Origin of the sequence: Thermoanaerobacterium sp. RBIITD (genome assembly GCF_900205865.1) — a bacterium.
GTDB lineage: Bacteria > Bacillota > Thermoanaerobacteria > Thermoanaerobacterales > Thermoanaerobacteraceae > Thermoanaerobacterium.
Map to the genome: position 1 here is coordinate 125,805 of NZ_LT906662.1, position 18,513 is coordinate 144,317.

At 29.7% G+C, this 18,513-nt stretch carries 18 protein-coding genes, 3 pseudogenes and 1 riboswitch; of the genes and pseudogenes, 4 read left to right on the forward strand and 17 right to left on the reverse strand.

Features of this window, described 5'->3' with window-relative positions; translation table 11 throughout:
* Together CPG45_RS00625 and CPG45_RS00630 are read right to left on the reverse strand one after the other, a co-directional pair.
* Positions 1–957 (reverse strand): phosphodiester glycosidase family protein, encoded by a 957-nt coding sequence (locus CPG45_RS00625; protein WP_096230163.1) that lies wholly within the window; start codon positions 955–957, stop codon positions 1–3.
* A 207-nt stretch (positions 958–1,164) separates the two neighbouring features.
* The gene (locus tag CPG45_RS00630) at positions 1,165–1,476 is read right to left on the reverse strand and encodes a hypothetical protein (RefSeq protein ID WP_096230164.1); all 312 of its coding nucleotides are present in this window, start codon (positions 1,474–1,476) and stop codon (positions 1,165–1,167) included.
* Positions 1,477–1,624: 148 nt separating this feature from the next.
* Between CPG45_RS00630 and CPG45_RS00635 the strand changes: the two genes are divergently transcribed.
* Entirely contained in the window at positions 1,625–2,977 is a 1,353-nt protein-coding gene (locus CPG45_RS00635; RefSeq protein WP_096230165.1) for a hypothetical protein, read from the forward strand.
* Between the two features lie 45 nt (positions 2,978–3,022).
* On the opposite strand, the gene sspI is transcribed toward CPG45_RS00635, so the two are convergent.
* Entirely contained in the window at positions 3,023–3,223 is a 201-nt protein-coding gene (sspI, locus tag CPG45_RS00640; protein WP_096230166.1) for a small acid-soluble spore protein SspI, read from the reverse strand.
* Between the two features lie 87 nt (positions 3,224–3,310).
* Positions 3,311–3,604 carry a pro-sigmaK processing inhibitor BofA family protein gene (locus tag CPG45_RS00645; protein WP_350354076.1) on the reverse strand — a complete coding sequence of 98 codons (294 nt, stop codon included), beginning with the start codon at positions 3,602–3,604 and terminating at the stop codon, positions 3,311–3,313.
* 130 nt (positions 3,605–3,734) lie between these two features.
* Here CPG45_RS00645 and CPG45_RS00650 point away from each other — a divergent pair, with 130 nt between their 5' ends.
* Entirely contained in the window at positions 3,735–4,541 is an 807-nt protein-coding gene (locus CPG45_RS00650) for an undecaprenyl-diphosphate phosphatase (RefSeq protein WP_096230168.1), read from the forward strand.
* A 39-nt stretch (positions 4,542–4,580) separates the two neighbouring features.
* Here the strand turns inward: CPG45_RS00650 and CPG45_RS00655 are convergent, their stop codons facing one another.
* The 6 genes and pseudogenes from CPG45_RS00655 to CPG45_RS18390 form a co-directional block, all read right to left on the reverse strand.
* On the reverse strand, positions 4,581–5,102 hold the full coding sequence (locus CPG45_RS00655) for an O-acetyl-ADP-ribose deacetylase (RefSeq protein WP_096230169.1): 522 nt from the start codon (positions 5,100–5,102) through the stop codon (positions 4,581–4,583).
* Between the two features lie 117 nt (positions 5,103–5,219).
* The gene (locus tag CPG45_RS00660) at positions 5,220–5,870 is read right to left on the reverse strand and encodes an ABC transporter substrate-binding protein (RefSeq protein WP_096230170.1); all 651 of its coding nucleotides are present in this window, start codon (positions 5,868–5,870) and stop codon (positions 5,220–5,222) included.
* A gap of 27 nt (positions 5,871–5,897) precedes the next feature.
* On the reverse strand, positions 5,898–6,635 hold the full coding sequence (locus CPG45_RS00665; RefSeq protein WP_096230171.1) for a glycerophosphodiester phosphodiesterase: 738 nt from the start codon (positions 6,633–6,635) through the stop codon (positions 5,898–5,900).
* A 185-nt stretch (positions 6,636–6,820) separates the two neighbouring features.
* Positions 6,821–7,303, reverse strand: a complete 483-nt coding sequence (locus tag CPG45_RS18380; protein WP_502695794.1) for a DUF4080 domain-containing protein — start codon at positions 7,301–7,303, stop codon at positions 6,821–6,823.
* A gap of 90 nt (positions 7,304–7,393) precedes the next feature.
* Positions 7,394–7,597 (reverse strand): annotated as a pseudogene (locus CPG45_RS18385) (B12-binding domain-containing radical SAM protein); the annotation flags it as partial.
* 143 nt (positions 7,598–7,740) lie between these two features.
* Complete coding sequence (locus CPG45_RS18390; RefSeq protein ID WP_502695795.1) at positions 7,741–8,325, reverse strand: B12-binding domain-containing radical SAM protein; 585 nt, start codon at positions 8,323–8,325, stop codon at positions 7,741–7,743.
* A 168-nt stretch (positions 8,326–8,493) separates the two neighbouring features.
* On the opposite strand from CPG45_RS18390, the pseudogene CPG45_RS00675 reads away from it, so the two are divergent.
* Positions 8,494–8,706: pseudogene (locus CPG45_RS00675) on the forward strand (M48 family metalloprotease); the annotation flags it as partial.
* Between the two features lie 31 nt (positions 8,707–8,737).
* Here the strand turns inward: CPG45_RS00675 and CPG45_RS00680 are convergent.
* From CPG45_RS00680 to CPG45_RS00695, 4 genes and pseudogenes are all read right to left on the reverse strand, one after another.
* On the reverse strand, positions 8,738–9,931 hold the full coding sequence (locus CPG45_RS00680) for a M20 family metallopeptidase (protein ID WP_096230172.1): 1,194 nt from the start codon (positions 9,929–9,931) through the stop codon (positions 8,738–8,740).
* 40 nt (positions 9,932–9,971) lie between these two features.
* Positions 9,972–10,790, reverse strand: a complete 819-nt coding sequence (locus CPG45_RS00685; protein WP_096230173.1) for a MetQ/NlpA family ABC transporter substrate-binding protein — start codon at positions 10,788–10,790, stop codon at positions 9,972–9,974.
* Positions 10,791–10,868: 78 nt separating this feature from the next.
* Entirely contained in the window at positions 10,869–12,158 is a 1,290-nt protein-coding gene (locus tag CPG45_RS00690; RefSeq protein ID WP_096230174.1) for a homoserine dehydrogenase, read from the reverse strand.
* A 65-nt stretch (positions 12,159–12,223) separates the two neighbouring features.
* Positions 12,224–12,333: riboswitch (SAM riboswitch) on the reverse strand.
* Positions 12,334–12,482: 149 nt separating this feature from the next.
* Positions 12,483–12,836 (reverse strand): annotated as a pseudogene (locus tag CPG45_RS00695) (transposase); the annotation flags it as partial.
* Positions 12,837–13,051: 215 nt separating this feature from the next.
* On the opposite strand from CPG45_RS00695, the gene CPG45_RS00700 reads away from it, so the two are divergent.
* Positions 13,052–13,249 carry a hypothetical protein gene (locus CPG45_RS00700; RefSeq protein ID WP_096230175.1) on the forward strand — a complete coding sequence of 66 codons (198 nt, stop codon included), beginning with the start codon at positions 13,052–13,054 and terminating at the stop codon, positions 13,247–13,249.
* A gap of 1,100 nt (positions 13,250–14,349) precedes the next feature.
* Here the strand turns inward: CPG45_RS00700 and CPG45_RS00705 are convergent.
* The 3 genes from CPG45_RS00705 to CPG45_RS00715 all read right to left on the reverse strand — a co-directional run bounded on the left by CPG45_RS00705 (position 14,350) and on the right by CPG45_RS00715 (position 18,462).
* Entirely contained in the window at positions 14,350–16,590 is a 2,241-nt protein-coding gene (locus CPG45_RS00705; RefSeq protein WP_096230176.1) for a glycoside hydrolase family 2 protein, read from the reverse strand.
* Positions 16,591–16,718: 128 nt separating this feature from the next.
* A complete protein-coding gene (locus tag CPG45_RS00710) occupies positions 16,719–17,561 on the reverse strand; it encodes a carbohydrate ABC transporter permease (RefSeq protein WP_096230177.1) in 843 nt (280 codons plus the stop codon).
* Between the two features lies 1 nt (position 17,562).
* The gene (locus CPG45_RS00715; protein ID WP_096230178.1) at positions 17,563–18,462 is read right to left on the reverse strand and encodes a carbohydrate ABC transporter permease; all 900 of its coding nucleotides are present in this window, start codon (positions 18,460–18,462) and stop codon (positions 17,563–17,565) included.
* Positions 18,463–18,513: the final 51 nt, after the last annotated feature.

Sequence of the window (18,513 nt, forward strand, 5' to 3'; positions counted from 1 at the left end):
TTACTTGACAATGAACGTTGTAGGAACAGACCTTTCACCAAGTGTATCTGACGGATTATTAATTACTTTACCATTATAATACATAGTTGTCGATGAACCACCATCGAGATTTGCAGCGTTATATGCGTCGTAATTAAGCATTATCTCTTGTATGTCTTTCAATGTTGCTCCAATACTTTTTACTGTTCTTCCATCTATAGTTAAAAATATTACTGTACCATCCTGTCTTTGACCTATCGCCGTTCTTGGGGCGATACCCCATCCACCATCACCTTTTACCATAGGTTCACCGTTTATAATTAATGCAGGGCCAAAGCTTACAGCTTCTCTTATATTAAGATCTTTTATATCGCCATATTTATATTTTCCGACAAGCATTTTACCCGATGTCGTAAATCCTATTAGGTCAACTTTATCATTTTCATTGGTTTTTTCTGAATATACTATCTTCCCATTATGAATAACGAATCCGAGCGGTGATCCACCAATTCCTTTCATACCGCTATCACCAAATCCTCCTGCATTTATAGCAGCTATCGCTTTATTAGCCTTGGCTATTTGGCTTGTGGTCTCCCCTTGCTCTGGCATCTTGCTTGATAATCCTACTTCTACTCTTAAGGGATCATGTATAAGCATTATCTTACCTTCAAAATGTTTACCGTAAACATTGTAAATTTCAATAGTATTATCGCGATTTTTTATATTAATTTTATTAGCATCACTATTCCCTGTTGAAATTTGCTTGTTATCATTCATTATTTTATCAGTTAGGCTTTTCGGCAAAAACATAGTTGCTATGTATTGATGTTTTAAAGTAGTCATTGCTGTTGTGACAATAGTATTTCTCACGTTTGTAAACGGTCCGTAAAAAACTGTTAATGGCATAGTAATAGTAGTAAAAGTTAATTCAAATACAATAAATATTATTATCTCCTTAAATGAGATCCTCTTTAGCATAATGCACCTCACAATAAAAAAGTTAATAAGTTGGATATGGTTTAAAGAAACTTTTTTGTTACGCATTTTATGGAAAGTAATAAATTATAGAATGCTTCTACTTTCCCTATGCAAAATATAAAATCCTCTTTATATATTATACTTAAAAAACATTAAATTTCAAATAATATAAAACAAAAATGCAAAGGAGCTCCTTTAAAAGCTCCTTTATCTCACGTTTAAATACACTCTCAAATGATTTTTTATATCTTGGGAAATATCATCATTAACATTTATATATATGCTATTACCATCTATTTTATACTCAAAATTTGAAAATCCATTGCTTTCTAAATAGGTCTTCACGGCATTAAGTCCATCATCGCCTTGCGTGACAAGTACCTTGTCACCGATAATGTCACCATTAACATAAACATTTAGAGCATCTTGAGGTACCTTCAATTTTGTATCTTCATTATTAGGTATCAATGCCGTGATAACACCTGGTGCAATTGAGTTTTGGCTATTTAAATTAATCATAATATCACCTCATAAGGTATTTTATACACTTAAAAATAGTATATCCAAGTCAAAATTTTCATTTAAAACATTTTTACAATTTGCATAAAATCAAAATAAAGAATAAAAACGCTCAATATGCAAAATCTAAAATTAGCGAGGTGTTATTATGGTAGTAATTACAGAAGCACATATAGTCTATTTAATAGCAATCATAGTAATTCTAGTTCTTATGCTTTTTAGAAAAGACGTTATTCTGCCTTGTATACTTGGTATTTTAGCCGTAGCAATATTTCAAACAAAAAACATTTTAAAGTCAATAGAAATTTTATATACTGCAATATTCGTATCCGGAAGAGAACTATGGCAAGTTATACTTATAATATCCTTAATAATTGCCATGTCACGTGCCTTGGATGATATCGGTGCAGATATAATTTTGACAAAACCTTTTTTGCGCTATTTAAATACTCCAAACAAGTCTTTCTGGATACTTGGAATACTTATGATGCTTTTGTCTTTTTTCTTATGGCCATCACCTGCTGTAGGACTAATTGGCGCTGTATTAATCGCTCCCGTTTTAAAATCAGGTTTTGATGAATTAAGCTTTGCTTCACTTCTTACTATATTTGGTTTTGGTGCCGCTTTATCAGGTGATTTTTTTATTCAAGGTGTACCATCTGTAACAGCAAAAACATCAAGAGTCTCAACTTCAAAATTGATCATAAGCAGTCTCCCTATTTGGGCAGTTACCTCGTTCGTAACAATTATTATTTTCTATTTTATTACAATGAAAAAACTGAAAAATAAAAATAACGATCAAAACAATAATAATAAAAATAAAAATAAGAAAATTTTTAAAGAAAGTTATGTAATATCAATTATAAGTGTAGTATTTTTTATCGTGGATACTTTTCTAATGTATATTCTAAAAATCAGAGGAAATGCGGCAACTGCCCTTATCGGCGGTACAGCCGTTTTGATTCTTACGGCATCATCAATCGTACAAAAAGATTTCTTAAATAAAATAAGGGAATACTTAAAAAGCGGATTCTTATCAGGAATAAGAACTTTTGCTCCAATAATACTTGTTAGTGCTTTTTTCTTCCTTGGAGAATTGACAACAGCAAGACAAGTTATTGGGCCAAATGCAAAAGGATATTTGATGGACCTTGGATTATATCTTTCAAAACATATACCTTTAAATAAATATACGGTCGCCCTTATGCAGCTATTAGTTGGTGGTTTAACAGGATTATCTGGATCAGGTTTTTCAGGGCTTCCACTTGTTGGTGCATTAGCAAAGACCTTCTCGCAAACACTTAATCTAAATTCGGCAATACTTGCATCATTAGGCGAAATTGCATGTATATGGATAGGTGGTGGTACAATTATACCTTGGAGTGTCGTACCGGTCACAGCAATTATTAAAGTTGACCCAGACGACATCGTTAAAAGAAATTTGTTGCCAGTTATTATTGGTTTAATATGCGGTTATGTCGTTACAATTCTTTTATTATAATACTTTTGATTTTTGCACATACAAAGGATATCTTTTCGATACCCTTTATGAAATGCCTCTCATAACATAGTCCATCATATTGTTCTTCTCTGTATCATTCATTTTTTCCCACGATGCCTCAAAAATTATTCCGAGTCCAGGTATCGCATTTTCTTCTTTTGAGTCAACTGCATCTTGAATAAAACCCTTTATTTCTTCTTTTGAACGGTTTTTTAAATTATCAAGGATTATTCTTCGTATGTCCAAATTTATACCTCCTATCATATTGTACATATTATATATTTCCCATATCAAATAAGCTTTATTATGTTTAAAAAATAAACCCTCTCGGGTTTATATCAAAATGCCAAAAATATACTTCAATATTAATAAAACGAGTATTCCAGGTATACCAAATACCCCTGTTATAAATGCCGTTAAAATATTAATAGATAAATGCAATCCAACAATTGCACCAAAAAAATTGAATATTAAAAGAATCACGAAACCTATTATAGAGTTCAATATAAACTTGAATAATATTTTAACTGATTTTCCAAAAAGCCATACTATTAATGCAAGGATTATTATGCCAATTGCAAATGGAATAAAACCCGATAAAAACACAAAACCACCCCACATTATCATTATACATTTATTATATCATATGAAAAATATTAAAAATAGATTAGAAGAATCAAAAAAAGTTGAATTAATATTGATATTAATATAAAATTAAATAGTGTTCAACATTTTAAGATAAGGAGTCGAAAATTTTATGGTACTTTTATTTAAAGCATTTATACTTGGTATAGTAGAAGGTCTAACGGAATTCTTACCTGTTTCATCGACTGGACATCTTATAATTGTAGGCGATTTTCTAAATTTTAGAGGTGCCTATGCAACTATGTTTGAAGTTGTCATTCAACTTGGTGCAATTCTTGCTATCATATATTACTACAGAGAAAAAATATGGAATTCACTAAAAAATCTTGCTCCAAATAAATGGGGATTTAAATTATGGTTTAAAATAGTAGTAGCTTTTATCCCTTCTGCAATTTTTGGAGTATTGTTAAATGATTATATTGATAAGCATCTTTTTTCATCATTTACTGTCTCAATAGCACTTGTTATAGGTGCAATAATGATGTTAATAGTTGAAAATGCTTTTAAAAATTATAAGATCAATGATATGGATAAAGTTGATACTAAAAGGTCTTTTTTGATCGGTGTTGCACAATGTATGTCATTGTTTCCTGGCATGTCAAGATCAGCGTCAACAATTATGGGCGGGATGATGGCTGGTTTATCTGTCAAAGCTGCTGCTGAATTCTCATTTTTCTTAGCAATACCTACGATGTTTGGTGCAACAGTTGTTTCATTGCACAAAGGTATAGCTTCTATGAATCTAATAGAATGGGAAGCATTAGCAGTGGGCTTTATAATGTCGTTTATAGTAGCGTTAATAGTTGTTGAAAAATTTCTCACATATCTAAAAAATCATCCATTAAGACCATTTGCATATTATAGATTGATCGTTGGTATTATTATGATCGGACTTGTTTTAACTGGAATAGTAAAATAGAATTTAGAGATAGGCAGGCCATATATGGTCTGCTTATTTTTATAATTCATCATATACTTTGGAATATATATCATAATCATGATCAGTAAATAATACAAATCTTACTTCTCTTATTCCACTTTTATCAAGATAATCTGAAACGGCTCTTAAAGCAATCTTAGCCGCTCTTTCAACAGGAAATCCATATGCTCCAGTACTTATCGAAGGAAATGCTATAGTTTTAATGTTATATCTATCAGCTATCTTTAAGCTTTCTATATATGCACTTGCAAGCAATTTATCCTCTTCATTATTGCCACCTTTCCAGATTGGACCAACAGCATGTATTACATAATTTGCTTTTAAATTTCCTCCGCATGTTATAACAGCTTTTCCAGTAGGGCAACCACCTTCTTTGTCTCTAATTGCCTTACATTCCTCATCAATAACATATCCACCAGCCCTATGTATAGCCCCATCTACACCACCACCGCCAACAAGTTCAGAATTTGCTGCATTTACTATTGCATCAACTTCTTGATCAGTAATGTCTCCTCTTAATAACTTGATATTATCTTTCATTTGATCACCTCATAAATAATTGCCACATAATAGTTTTGATAAATGATACTTTAAGTATACATAAAAAAAGCATTTAAATCAATTATTGATTAATTAAATAAACTCCATCGTAGGAGCTTATTTAATATTCAGTAACCATTTCATAAACTTTATTGCTAAATCTTTATTTTTAGTGTTTGAAACAATCGCAATAATTTTATCTTTATAATCATATCCTATTGCATCAAGATATTTATTGCTACTTCCAATGTCTATTCCATAAGTGCCTGCACTTATTTTATCAGTTGAGCCCAACTTTTCAGTTTTTAAATTATTTAAGTTTAACTCTTTTACATTATCAAGATTTGTAAAAACACCTTGTTTTGCAAATATCTCAAAATAATCTCTGTCTAGAGCCATTACGCTAACTTCTCCAGCTGCTATTTTAACCATCAATTTTTGTGTTGATGGTGGATCAAGCTGTAGCTTACCATTATTACCTTTACTAAGCATATAAAATTCTACTAGTGCTTGCTTTTTGCCAGGGTTCGTGCCCAATAATTCTTTTGTCACAATATATTCAAAACTCGACTGCTTATCAAGATTTATTGTAGTACCTAACATAGAAAAATCAAATACATAATCTTTGCTATTTATCGCGGAATTTATAAAAGATATGACTAAAATTAATACTACAGTTCCAACTATCATATGTATCTTATAATAATCCCAAATATAGTCTATCTTTTCTTTAAATGTCATATCTTTCATCCACTTATTCTGTTTCAATTGGTAAATCCTCCTCTTATAATAATATCATTTTTCAAATTTCTTCTTTAAATCAATTAGTTGTTGAGGATCATTTGTAATAATTGCATCTATGCCCATTTTTAGCATTCTCTCCATATCAGCTGGGCTATCAACTGTCCATGGAAATAGTTTAACATTATTCTTTTTACAACCTTCTACAACTTCGGGTATAATGTTGAAATAAAAAGGATGTAATGAGTATGCATGTATTCTATTTGCAATATGCCATGGTTCAACAAGGCCGCATTCATATAAAAGTCCTATTTTTAATTTCGGTTCAAGCTCCTTTACATCCCTTACACTATAATGATTAAATGATGAAATAACTACTCTATCTTGAAAATTATAGTCTGATATGCTATTAACAAGTTTTTCCTCAATCCCTGGATATATTACAATTCCGTTTTTAATTTCAATGTTTAGAACCATCCTTTTATTACCCACAAGTTCAAAAACTTCCGGCAACGTCGGTATTCTTTCATTAGAAAATTTTTTATTAAATTTAATTCCAGCGTTTAACCTTTTTAGCTCACTCAAGGTATAATCTTTAACATAGCCGATTCCATCCGTTGTCCTATCAACTCTTTCATCATGGATAACCACTAATTGTCCGTCTTTGCTGAGCTGTACATCAAATTCAATACCATCTGCACCCATTTCAATAGCTCTTTTAAAGGATGCAATTGTATTTTCTGGGGCATTTTTTGAATCACCCCTATGTGCTATAACAAGCGTTTCTGACATATTTAACAACTCCCTTAATTATAAATTTTAGCACAAATTGTACTATTTTCACTATGTAAAAATATTATATATAAACATTTTTCTGAGCCGCCATCAATGATATCATGCTTAAAATACCCTATTGCAATCCTTTTTCCTCTTTCCATATTTGATAAATTTCTTGCTTCCGGCATATTGCTTTTTAGCTAATCAACATTGTGTATCAAGGATTTAATATCATCCGGGATCTTTAAACCATTACCCTTTAAACATACAGGATATGCTCTATTATCTGTATTATACATATAATCAAACTTCAAGTAATCAATAAATAATTCTGAGTCAACTATTTTTTGAGATTTTGCACAGTTATTTAATATATCATATAAATTATTTAGCGAATATCTTCTATAAAGAAGATTATTTTTATCCCAATAATCATAATAAGACTCATAAAAATCAAACGGCTCATTATATAAACTTAATAAGTACTTCAACGCTTTTTTAAATTTCCCGGAATTATAATATTTTTCAACCAAAAAGGCAATCCCCTTCAATTTTGCAAGTTCCTCATATGTAATGCTATTTGTTTGCAATACTTCATACGGAGCTTTACTTCTATATATTAATCCAAATTCTTCAGCATTATCCCTTAGCTTTGTACCCTTTAATAACTTTAAAAATCCCAATTGAATCTCATCTGGATTTAATTCATATACATCATTAAATGATTCCCTTATTGATTTAAAATCGTCGCCAGGTAAGCCAGCAATTAAATCAACATGAACTTTTATACCACTACCTTTTATTAGTTTTATTCCATTTAGCGCTTTCTCTACATCTGTTGTTCTTAATATTTTCGTAAGTGTACTTTTATTTGTCGTTTGTATGCCACACTCAAATTGTATTCTTTTTTCAAGGCCTTTTAAATTACTTATAAAATCACTATTTACGAGTTCTGGATTTACTTCACAGTGAAAAATCGTATCACCATTATATTTATTATTTCTTCTGCTCTTTTTAGATTGCTATTGAAGGATCTATCGATTAACTTTACAATCCTTGCCCTTTTATTCACAATAAGTTTCAGTTCTGTCTCTAATTTGTCAATATTAACATATCTCAGTTAATTATCAAGTGATGATAAGCAGTATGAACATTTAAAAGGACACCCTCTTGATGTCTCGTAGTATATAAGTTTATTAGTAAAATCTTCTCCATCATATGGAAACGGAATATCATCTAAGTTTACATAATCTTTTTCCGGTTTCATTATTATTCTTTCATCTTTTTCTCTATATGCAATACCATTTATACTATCTATGTTTTTATCCGTATTTAATTTCTCTAACAAGTCTTTAAAAGTTTTTTCACCTTCATTTAAAACAACATAATCTACATATTTATTCTTTAAAAGATTTACCGCATCATATGATGCTTCGGGCCCACCTAATAAAATTATAATCTTTTTGTTTATCTTTTTTATATATTCACAAAGATATAATACTTGTTCAATATTCCATATGTAGCACGAAAATTCTACTATATTTGGTTCTCGTTTTAGGATTTCTTTTAAGACGAAATCCATATCATCATTTATCGTTGCTTCGAATAATTCTATATTAAATGATTCACAATATTTTTTAATGTTTCTTATTGCTAGATTCATATGATAAAATTTTGCATTAAGTCCGACTAATAATGCCTTCATTTTTACACCTCTTAATATATACTATAATAATTATAGCACAGGAAAATTCCAAATAAAGTACATTAATAATTTAAATTTTTTTAAAGCCTATAATATAATATATCCATGATGATTATTAAAGAAAGGACAGTGATTATATGCAATTTCTAAAGTTTAACAAATTATGGCTTTGATGCAAATCCAATTCAGAATTATATCTCACGACAAATGGAAAGACAGGCAGACTTATTATCTGTACAGTATTTACATGATAAAAACGTCGTTATAAAGCTTCAAATCGACCTTGCCAAAAGAAGTCTTTCAGACATTGATCCGCCAAAATTTATCGAATGGTTAACATATACACATCCCAGTACTATAGATAGAATTAGAACAGTATAAAATTTTGATTTAAGATAAAAAATAAGGATGGCTACACATCCTTATCCTTATTTTTATTATAAAATTCTTTCTTTATATCACCCAACAAATTACCATCTGTTAAGACGTCTATCCCTGTTTGAGCTAATGCTTTAGCTGCCAATAAAGACATTTCTTTTGCATAATTTGAACCTGCAGCTTCACAAAACTTCTGTGTATGAAGGTCAATCTTTTCTTTTGCAATATTAATAAACGGATGTATAGACGGTATAATATAGCTAACACTGCCCATATCTGTCGAGCCAATAAAACCTTGTTCATATGAAATCTCATTATACCCAAGTCCCTTTAAATTAATTGCAAATCTGTCAGCAAGAATTTTATTTGTAACCAAATCATCAAGTTTAATAGAACTTCTATATGATAATGTAGTTCCCGTTGCTATTTCAGCAGCTTTTCCGCAATTTATTACTTTCTCCACTACTTCATTTAGACAATTTTTGTTCAAAGCTCTTACAAAGAAATATGCCTTTGCACTATCGGGTATGATATTTGGAGCTTTTCCACCATCAGTTATAATTCCATGTATCCTAACATCAGACTTTAATTGCTGTCGTAATGCATTTATATTATTAAATAACAATATAAGTGCATCTAAGGCATTTACACCTAAATGAGGTGCAACAGCTGCATGGGACGGTTTTCCTTTAAAAGAAAATTCTATATCCTGTAATGCTAGTGATGATACATATGGCGTCGTAATGTCATATGGATGTATCATCATAGCAACATCTATATCATTAAAAACGCCTTTTTTAATCAGCAAAGTTTTATAACCTAAATTTTCTTCAGCCGGTGTTCCTATAAGCACTATATTGCCCTTTATTTGATCTGATAAAATGCTTAATGCTATCCCAGCTCCAAAAGATGTAGATGCTATTATATTATGTCCACATGCATGACCCAATTCAGGAAGCGCATCATATTCGAGTATGTAAGCAATTGTCGGACCATTTCTAAAACCTGATTTTTTTGCAACAAATGCAGTGGGTAAATCCTCAATATAATTTATTTCAAAGCCATATTTTTTAATTTTATCAGTTAACAAATTAACTGCATTAAACTCTTTTCCCCCAATTTCTGGATTCTCGTATATTCTATCTGCAACATCAAAAATATCACTTTTTATTTCATCAATTATTTCATCAATTTTATTTTTTAATGATTTTACTGCATTGCTATCCACGAAATGTCACATCCTTAATAAATTATTATATTAAAATATTTTAAAATGCTGGTATTACAGAACCTTTAAACTTCTCTTCGATAAACTTTTTTATCTCCGGTGATTGGTATGCTTTTAATAACTCATTAAGAACTGGTTTTCCTTTATCCTCTTCCCTTATTGCTATAATATTAACATATTGAGAATCTGGTTTTTCCGCAAAAATAGCATCTTTTTGTGGATTTAATCCTAGTGGTAAAGCAAAATTCGAATTAACTGCAGCTGCATCTACATCTTGTAATACTCTTGCAGTTTGTGCTGCTTCTATTTCAGAAATTTTTATATTCTTTTTATTTTCAATTATATCATTGACAGTTGCACCTACATTTTCGCCATTTTTTAATTTAAAAAGGCCAGCCCTCGATAAAAGAATTAATGCTCTAGCGCCATTTGTAGGATCATTTGGTATTGCAATTTTAGCACCATTAGGTAAATCATTTATAGATTTATACTTTTTTGAATATATTCCCATCGGTGCTATTATTGTTTTACCTAGAATTGCTAGTTTTAAATTGTGATCCTTTATAAATTTATTAAAATATGGTATATGTTGAAATACATTTGCATCAATTTCTTTTTGTGCAAGAGCTAAATTAGGTTGCACATAGTCATTAAAGATGACAATTTGAAGATCTATGTTCTTTTTAGCTAATATAGGCTTTACTTGTTCCAAAATCTGTGCCATCGGTCCATCTGTTGCACCAACTTTTAATATTTGCTTCTTTCCGTTTATATTAGAATTACTTGTTTTTGAACCACAGCCTGATAAAATACTAGAAAAAATTAATATAACTAAAATGTACGTTAAAAATCTTTTCACATTAGTCATCCTCCCAAATTTTCATAAAACATTAAATTATTTATATTTAAAATTATTAAATAACTTTAATTTAATCTCTTATACTACTATACTGCTTTCAACCTTCTCCAATTTACTGCCATCATTTTCATTCATTAAAACCTTGTAAAAACTTTCAATATTGATGAATTTACTGTTTTCAAGCACCTCCTTTAATGAATCTATATCTGATTTATCAGCAATAAATATTGCAATAAATGTATTATTTTCATAAATTTGATTAATAAATGAAATCCCATTATCACTAAAAATCGTAAATAGATTTTTTAAGCTGAATTTACTTTTGATTTTTAACCTTATATAATAAGTATTTGTTAGATTATTATTATATACATATTTAGTTTCTTTAGTAATTTCTTCATTTATGTTAAACCCAAATAGGATATTAAGTAAATCACTTACGATTGCGTCACCTGTTGGCAATTGTCCCGCACCTTTACCTATAAAGATATATTCTCCAAAGTTATCTCCGCGAACAATTACTGCATTTTTAACGTCATTTATATGTGACAGAACATTGTCATTATTAATTAGAACTGGTTCAACTCCTGCATAAATATTACCATTGACATTTTTGGCCCATGCAAGCAATTTTACAGTATAATTTAGCTTTTTAAAATACTCAATATCCTCTTCTTTTATTTCATCTATACCTCTTCTGTATATAGAATTTACTTTGATATTAGCTCCAAAAACTTTCCGTATTAATATTACAAGTTTATATAATGCATCATACCCCTTAATATCATTGTCGGGGTTGCTTTCTGCATATCCTAAAATTTGGGCCTGCTTCAAAGCTTCCAAAAAGCTGCATTGCTTATTTATCATCTGTGTTAAAATATAATTTGTTGTTCCATTTACAATGCCACAAATATAATTTATATTATCTGTAACATTTAACTTTTCTATTTGATGGATAATTGGAATTGCACCTGCAACACTTGCCTCATACTTTAATTGGACTTTAAATTCTTTTGCAAGTGAATATAACTCAACTCCATGTTTTGCAATTAATTCTTTATTAGCTGTAATTACATGTTTTCCGGCATATAAAGCTTTCTTTATATATTCATAAGTTGGACTTGTTCCTCCAATAGCTTCAATTACAATTTTTATCTCTTTGTCATATATAATATCATCGATATTAACAGTAAGTATTCTTTCTATGCCATTGATGCCTCTTTGTTTATTAAGATGTTTAACAAGTATCTTTTTTATATTAACTTCATATCCGGTTTTCTCTTTAATTAAATTTTTTCTTGAATTTATTATCTTAAAAGCTCCACTGCCGACAGTACCAAGACCCAATAGCCCAATTTTAATTTCCATTGTTAAATACCCCCCAAAATTTAAAGCCCCCTTCGATGATGAAGAGGGCTAAATGTCCGCCGCTCCTCTCATCTTTCAAGGTTTCCCTTGCAGGATTTGGCACCGGGCGCATCAGATGATTGATGCCGGTTGCCGGGTTTCATCGGGCCAGTCCCTCCACCACTCTTGATAAGAGGCTTTATTAATATCTGATTTTCATTTAAATAAATATTATCATTTTATTTATATTATGTCAAGTTAATTCATTTAACGGCAGCCATGAGAAATAAGTTTTTTATGATAGACTTATATGCTAAAAATATATAACTATAATTTGTATATTTGATAAAGGCTTGTTCTGTTTAAGCTCAGAAGCTCCGCTTGCTTACTTATACTGAGTTTCTTATTACCCCTTTCTTTCATGTTTATGCGATCTTCACGGGATTTAGAGTCTTCCAGATTTTTTAAGCCACGTAATTTCATACGATAGTTGTCCTATTTGTCTTAGCAATTCATACTTCTCTTTTTCATAAGACTCTTTTACTTTATCAATTTCATCTGTCCCTTTATCAAATGCTTTTGCCGCATTTGATAAAAATTCTGCTTTCCATCGGCTCAATTGATTTGAATGAATTTTATATTCTGCTGCAATTTCATTTAATGTTTTTCTTCACGCAGAACCTCAATTACTATTTTCATTTTTTCTTCCGGTGTAAATTTTCTCCTTTTATTCTTACTCTTATTCTAACTTATTTTTAACATTTTGTCTGTATTAATTTATGGTATCATTATAGTGATATATTCAAGTTAGATTGCAACTGTTAGTGATATAAAAATAGTTCTTGAAGATTGCTTAAATGAAAGTATCTAAGATTTGTACAAGTTTAAAAACTTTAAAATGAGGAGGTACTTTAATGGAGATACAGATAGGTATAAAAAAGCAATTTAGATATTTGGCTTTACCAATTATTTGGCACATTTTAGATTTATTTTTGGCTAGTAGTATTAGTAAGGTATATAGGATTTATCTTGAATTTGTGTTTTACACAGGGTTATCTTTGTATTTTATAGCAATTGGTTCCATCAGTTTCAAAAGTTTATTGGATGAGTAGAAAAGTGGAAAAACGTTCTGGAGACTTGTTTTATATACTATAATAGGAGAAATAATTGCCTTTGGAATTGGAATGACAATTTCAGTTATGTTGCCACATGTTGATGCTGGTATAAATGTTTATAAAATAACTGGATGGCCATCATTTATAACTTTTATCATATCAACAATATTTCTCTTCCTTCAATAGCTGAAGAAGCCTTTTATAGAAAGGAATAATAAATTTTAATAATAAAATTTTACTTACTTTATCCTCCATTATCGGAATTATATTATATGCAAGTGGTCACTCACTAAAGCCTTTAGTACTATTAATTTCAGCTATCTGGGGTATCCCATTTACTATATCATATGTTAAATGACTGCGCACTTTATATGCAATCTTTTGGCAAATGGTGCAACTGCCATCTTTATTGCAGCTAAAATGTTAAAAACATAGAACAATATAATAAAACAATCTGATAAAGTAAAATTTTTGTAAAGAAATGTTAGGTAATGTTGATACATGGATGATTTTTTAGGAAGATTATTTCTCACAATTGGTATTCTATTACTTTTTTTACTATTAGAAATAATACTAAAATATTTTCCTCCTAAAATGATAAATAATTTTTATGGCTAGAGACGATTTTGGTAATGTGAACTATACAGCATCTAAATTGGAATTTATATTTTTTGCTTCTATTATTACAGTTATTATGTTATATCGCAGTTAAATATTCGCAAACAAAAAGTAAAAAACAAATTTTTCATGGCGTCTATGATATTATGGGAGGAATTATTATATTACTCTTTGATATACCCGTTTCTACTGTTAATTAAATCAGGATACTTCCACTGAAAGAAAATTCTTTATCTCCTCTTTCATAAGAATTTCCATTTTTTAATAAATGCATTTAGTAAATTTTCTAATTGATTTCCAAAGTTATTTTACGCTATGCTATCCATAGTAAGATAGAAAGGTAACCTCTTACTATTTCTTATTGACATTAATTGAGGCTACCTTATTTTTCTCTATTAGTCAAGTTATTTACACAAAATATTATACATCATCTCAGATACTTTTTAATTACAACTTATATTTTATTTTTAAATACATTTCTATAGAAATAAATATTCTACGTTTTTTAAATTCAATTCAATTTTTGACTCATCAAAAACATATGGCGACTTTGCTTTTAAAGTTATTTTGCCAGTTTTTCTTTTAGATTTAACATAAACTGCTCCTCTTCCTGCTTCCAATGTTAATGGGTTTTCACCAATAAGCTCACCATTCTCATTTATTTCAAATATTACTGGTATATTAGCATAGGGTAAAACAGAATCATTTCTATCAACAACAGCTACAGTTACTCTTGTGCAATCTCCGCCATCAGCATAAAGTTCAGTATCATCAGATTTTAAAATCAATTTATATGGTTTATCATATGGCCTTAATGTATGTTTTGCAACTTCAATCCCGTTTATAATTCCAATTGCCGAAATTTCAGCATTATTGACTCGCACATCCATATAGTCAATTCCGACTTCTTTTAATGAAACTTCAAATGGAGGATGTGGCAAGCTAGGAAAGTCAACCCTGTTTGGAGACAACAACTTTAAAAATTTATTATTAATATATAAACTTACTGAATCACAGTTACTAAATATCAGTAATTTATCTCCATTTTCTTCTTCAAAAGACGGAATTAGGTAAGAAGCTATGAATACATACGCCCCATATAATTGTGGGTCTGCCTGACTTCTGTAAAAATGTGCTGCAAACTTTGGAAGCCTAAAAATATCAGACACGCCATGATAGCATATATTATCTCCAGAGCCAAATGCGCTTGTAGTGTTATAGTCAAATGCACACCATCCTGATGCTCCTGCCATGTTTGGTATTCCATATTGTTTATCTTGAATAAGAGCATGTAATCTCGCATGGTTAATAAGCCTTTGTAAGTTATCATATGATTTTGTTGGATACATATGACCAAGATATTCAGTTACTAAATATTTGCTGTGGTTAGGTAATTGTATTTTTCCCTCTAAATTGTAGATAAAGTCATTATATGTAAAAACGTCCTCGAGTTTTTCGCTGTCTCTCAAATACCTAACACCACCTGTTGGCCTGCTTCTATCCAAGGTATGTGCTATTTTATTTGTTTGTGTATAAAATTCATGGTCATCAAGGGATTCATTTATTCTTACACCCCACATAAATATGCATGGATGGTTTCTATCTCTTAATATCATCTCTTTAACATTTTCTTTTGCTATATGTTTCCATTCATTGTCACCAATATGCTGCCATCCAGGAATTTCTTCAAAGACTAATAGCCCTATTTCATCACATCTTTCTAAAAATGAAACAGCTTGCGGATAGTGTGATGTTCTAACATAATTAAGCCCTAATTCGTATTTTAATATATCAGCATCCTTTCTTTGAACTCTATCTGGCATCGCACCTCCAACATATGGGAATGTTTGGTGTCTATTCAGCCCTCTCAATTTTAAAGGTTCACCATTGATATAAAACTTACCATCATCTCCAAAGTAAACAGTTCTTAAGCCTGTCTTAAATGTATAATCATCCAAAACTGTATTATTAACAATTAGTTTTACTACTACACTATAAAGATGTGGATGATCTGGATGCCATGTCAGTGGATTATCGATTTTGATTTTCTGAATAATTTCTTTTTCTATCTCCTCAACATCAATAATTGAAGATGAACACACCTCTCCATCTTTATTTATAATCTCTGTCAATATTTTAGAACCGTTTATCTTAGTTCCCTGTAATGTCGTTGAAATTAAAACCTCTGCAGAATATTTATCCAATTTATCAACAACAAAATATACATCTTTTATATGAAATTCATTTACAATTTTAATAAAAACATTTCTATATATACCACCAAAAAGCATATAATCTACAATATATCCTTCAGGAGGTATCTCAGGATGTTTATTTGAGTCAACCTGAACTGCAATTAAGTTATCATTATCACCATATTTAATATAGTTGGTAATATCTAATTCAAAAGGTGTGTAACCGCCTTTATGTTCACCAACATAATTACCATTCACATAAACTTTTGCAATCGTCATTACTCCTTCAAAATGAACATAAATCTTTTTTCCCTCATATTTCTTATCAATTCGAAAATGCTTTCTGTACCACGAAACAAATCTATAATCATCCTCGTTAAAATAATGATGTGGCAAAATTTTATTAGTATGTGGTAAGCTTATTTTTTCAAAACCACTTTCATCGCAATAAACCTTATCACCATCCGATGTGTTTTCTGGAATGTACAACCAGTCAATATTGAAATTCATTACCTTTCTTTCCATCAGTTTTCATTCTCCTTTTTTAATTTTTCTTTTAATTTTTAAAATTGTAAATATTTTATTACTCTCAATACTCTTTCATCATTTGTAATCACAAATAAATTAAATCTTAATTATATAGAAAATTTAACTTACTCTTTAACTGCACCACCCAAAATACCTGAAATAAATTGCCTTTGGAATATCAAAAACACAATAATAATCGGAATTGCAGACGCTGATGCTCCAAACATTATCTCTCCATAGTCAATTCTTGAAAACCCATTTAATTGTGCTAATGCTACAGGAAATGTAAACATATCATTGCTTCTTAACGCTATTAATGGCCACATAAAGTTATTCCACTGGCTCATAAACATGTATATAGCTAGAGCACCTAATGATGGCTTCATATTAGGTAATACCACTTTAAAAAATATCCCAAATTCCCCAAGCCCATCAATTCTTGCTGCATCTATTAGTGCATTAGGAAAAGAAATCATGTTCTGTCTCATTAAAAATATTCCAAAAACATTAGCAAGTGTTGGTAATATTATTGCCTGATAGGTATCTATCCAACCTAATTTTGACATCATATTAAATAAAGGTATTAATAATGCTTGATTTGGTATCATCATAGTAGCCAATAAAATTGAAAAAAATATATTTTTCCCCTTAAAATCGTATTTAGCAAATGCAAAACCAGTAATAGAACATAGAAACACTGTTAATATTGTATATAATGTTGAAATTAATAATGAATTCATTAGCACTCTCCAAAAATTAATATCTGATTGAATAGTAAGGTAATTCTTTATCAATTTTTTTCCAATATTTAATTGTGGTGGAAACTTTAATATTTCTCCAGAAGAATGAGTAGCTGATACAAACATCATGTAAAACGGAAAAATAGAAATTACTACACCTACAATTAAAACTAAATATATCAATATTTTACTATATATTTTAGCTTCATTTGGTTTACTTCTTAACATTTTAATCACTCCCTATAACCTTATATTGTATAAATGAAAACACAGCAATAATTATAACAAGAATATAACTTATTGCAGCAGCATAACCAAAATTAAAAAACTTAAATCCAGTATTATACAAATAATGTGCAACAGTTATTGTCGCATTATTAGGTCCACCTTGAGTTAAAACGTATGATTCATCGAATAATTGTAGTGTACCTATTGTTGACGTTATTGTACAAAATATTATAACGGGCTTAAGAAGAGGAACTGTTATAAATGTAAATTTTTGAATTCCATTAGCACCATCTATATCGCAAGCTTCATAAATTTCTTCTGAAATACCTTGAAGACCCGCTAATAATATGACCATATTGTATCCTGTCCATCTCCATGTAAGGGCTAAAATTATAGAAATTTTGGATGAAAACTCTCCATTTAACCAGTCAACAATTGGCAAATGGAATAATCTCAATATATAATTAATAAAACCATAATCTGTATTTAGTAATAATTTAAAAACAATTGAATATGCTACAAGCCCGGTAACTGTAGGAAGAAAAAACGACATCCTGAAGAAGTGTTTGTATTTTATAAATTTGCTATTTACTAACGTAGCAAAAATCAATGCTAATAATATCATAATAGGTACTTGAATTATTAAATAAATAAAATTATTTTCCAATGCTTTTATAAAAGTAGGATCTTTAAAAAGCATTTCATAATTTTTTATTCCTACAAAAGTATATTTACCATATTCAAATTTTTGGAAGCTAAGAATCAATGAATCTATTATTGGATAAACCATAAAAATTATAAATAAAATCATCACAGGTAATATGAAATAGTATGGCGCATTAGAAGGATTAACTTTTAATTTTTCCCATAAACTCTTTTTTTTATTTGAATAAGTAACCATTTTATACCCCCATTTCGTAAATATATTTAGTACAGCCGCTAAAATGCGGCT